The organism is Kocuria sp. CCUG 69068, assembly GCF_020833785.1.
Classification (GTDB): Bacteria; Actinomycetota; Actinomycetes; order Actinomycetales; family Micrococcaceae; genus Kocuria; species Kocuria rosea.
In genome coordinates, this window is sequence record NZ_PDDL01000197.1 from 1 (window position 1) to 2,827 (window position 2,827).

Consider the following 2,827-nt stretch of genomic DNA (forward strand, 5'->3'; position numbering starts at 1 on the left):
GCCCGCCCAGGAGGTCGCGCAACCATCCGGCGTGGCTGCCGTCGCGCCGGGCCGTGCGGGCGGTGAGCCGGGCGAGGGCCAGCTGCCGGTCGCTGCCCGGATCCGCCCGGCGCAGCTCCCGGACGGCGGCGTCTAGCAGCCGGCCCCGAAGCCGGGCCCGCCGGGCGGTCGGGGTGAAGCGCTCGACGGCCTCCACGGCGTGGTCCACGGCGGTGGAGAACATTCCGGTCTGCGGCTCGGCGAAGCCGTGGTCCAGGACGGCGCCCACCCAGTCCCCGGGGTCGAGCTCGGCGTCCCGGGTGGCGTTCCACAGCCCCGACCACAGCTGGGCGCGGGCCATGTCGTCCTCCACGGAGGACAGGGAGCTCAGGGCCGTGGTGAGCGAGAGCGGGTCCAGGCGGGTCTTGGCGTAGGTGAGGTCCTCGTCGTTGACCACCAGCAGCGGCGCGGTCGAGCCCACGAGCTCGGGGACCTCCACGGAGGACTCGGCGGGCAGGTCCACGCTGACCGTGCCGGTGCGCACCAGGACGTCCCCGGGACCGCGCTCGTAGCCGCCGAGCAGCAGCCGGTGCGGGCGCAGCACCCCGGCGCCGGGGTCCTGGAGCAGCGCCGCGAAGGTGACGGTGCCGTCGTCGTCCCGGGCGAGGTCCAGGGCCAGCGAGGTGACGCCGGAGGTGCCCAGCCAGGACTCCGCCCAGCCGCGCACGTCCCGCCCGGAGGCCTCCTCGAGCACGGCCAGGAAGTCCTCCAGGGTGGTGGACCCGTAGGCGTGGCGGCGGAAGTAGGCGCGGCACGCGTCGACGAACGCGCCGTAGCCCACGAACGCCACGAGCTGCTTGAGCACCGCGGCGCCCTTGGCGTAGGTGATGCCGTCGAAGTTCTGCCGGGCGGCCTCGAGGTCGTGGATGTCGGCGACCACCGGGTGCGTGGTGGGCAGCTGGTCCTGCCGGTAGGCCCAGGCCTTCCGGCGGTCCGCGAACGCGATCCACGCCTCCTCGAAATCCGTGGCCTGCACCGACGCGTGCGCCCCCATGAACTCGGCGAAGGACTCCTTGAGCCACAGGTCGTCCCACCACGTCATGGTGACGAGGTCCCCGAACCACATGTGGGACATCTCGTGCATGAGGGTGTTCGCCCGCCCCTGGTACTGGGCGCGGGTGGCCCCGTCCGGGAACAGGTACTCCTCGGTGAAGGTCACCAGCCCGGGGTTCTCCATGGCACCCAGGTTGTACTCGGGCACGAACGCCTGCTCGTACTTCCCGAACGGGTACGGGTAGCCGAACAGCTCGGTGAAGAACGTCAGTCCCTGCCGGGTGAGGTCGAACAGCTCGCGGGCGCCGGTGGCCGCGTCGAGGTGCTCGGCCAGCGAGGCACGGCAGTACAGGGCCAGCGGCACGGACATGCGGCTGCCGTCCTCGAAGGAGTGCCGCCACTCGCCCGCCACCCGGTGGTACGGGCCCGCCAGCACCGTGGTGATGTACGTGGAGATCCGCTCCGTGGGGGCGAACTCGTGGCGCACCGCCCCGGGCCGCTCGGCCTCCGGGGCGGGGGACGCCGCCATGCGCACCCCGTTGGAGGAGACCTGCCAGCCGTCCGGGGCCAGGACCGTGAACCGGAAGGACGCCTTGAGGTCCGGCTGCTCGAAGTTCGCGAAGACCCGGCGGGCGTCCGCCGGCTCGTACTGGGTGTACAGGTAGACCCGGCCGTCGGCCGGGTCCACGAACCGGTGCATCCCCTCCCCGGAGCGGGAGTACAGCCCCCGCCCGGCCACCGTGACCTCGTTGGCCGCCTCGAGGGACGGCAGCCGGATCCGGGCGCCCTCCACGACGTCGTCCGGGTCCAGCTCCCGGCCGTTGACCGTCACCGACTCCACGGAGCGGCCGATGAAGTCCAGGAACGTCTGGGCGCCCTCCTCCGCGGCGAAGCGCACCGTGGTCACGGACCGGAACGAGTCCGCCTCCGGGTCCGGCGCGGTGGACAGGTCCAGCAGGACGTCGTAGCTCTCCACGGCGACGAGCTCGGAACGGTCGGCGGTCTCGCGGCGGGTCAGGTTGTCGTTGCGCACCGTGCCATTGAACCACCCGGGCCGGTCCGCCCGCCGGGCCCTGCCGTGCCGGGCCGCGGACAATCCGGGTCTGGACGGCCGGGCCCCGGGCGGCCGTAGGCTGGGTCGCAACCCCGCCCGCCCGCACCAGGAGGACACCATGGCCGACCAGGACCGCCGGACGGTGATCGCCGGCGCGCTGCTGGGGGCGGGCATCGCCGCCTCCGTGGTGGACCTCGCCGTCTTCCACCTGTTCCTGCACTGGCACCACTTCTACGACCTCTCCACCACCGGTGTCGCCCTCGCTTCGGACGGGCTCTTCCACGCCTTCGGCTGGTTCGTCACCGTGGGCTCCCTCTTCCTGCTGGCCGACATCCGCCGCCGCGGCGCCATGTCCTGGGGCCGCTGGACCGGGGGGCTGCTCGCGGGCCTCGGCGCGTTCCAGCTCGTCGACGGCGTGGTCCTGCACAAGGTGCTCAGGATCCACCAGATCCGCTACGACGTGGACCTGCTGGTCTACGACACCACCTGGATCGGCACGGCCGTGCTCGCGCTCGCCGCGGGACTCCTGCTCCTGCGCCTGACCCGACCGCACCGGACCGCCCGCCCGCGCCGATGACGCACGACCACGGGACCACCGGCTGGGCGCTCTTCGACGCGACCGTGCTCGCCCTGCTCGTCCTGGGCGCCGCCGGCTGGGCCGCGGGGCTGTGGGCGGCACGGCACCGCGGCCCGTGGCCGGCGCACCGGACGGTGCTGTGGTGCGCGGGACTGCTGTGCGCC

Annotated in this window: 2 protein-coding genes; one reads left to right on the top strand and one right to left on the bottom strand. The window is 73.6% G+C overall.

Going from position 1 to position 2,827, the window contains the following annotated elements; translation table 11 throughout:
- Nucleotides 1–2,065: aminopeptidase N (pepN, locus tag CRM73_RS18755; RefSeq protein ID WP_229588739.1), on the bottom strand; the 2,065-nt coding region annotated here is incomplete at its 3' end.
- A 139-nt stretch (nt 2,066–2,204) separates the two neighbouring features.
- Here pepN and CRM73_RS18760 point away from each other — a divergent pair.
- Nucleotides 2,205–2,663, top strand: coding sequence for a DUF2243 domain-containing protein (locus CRM73_RS18760; protein ID WP_176337725.1), 459 nt, complete (start codon nt 2,205–2,207; stop codon nt 2,661–2,663).
- Nucleotides 2,664–2,827 lie beyond the last annotated feature (164 nt).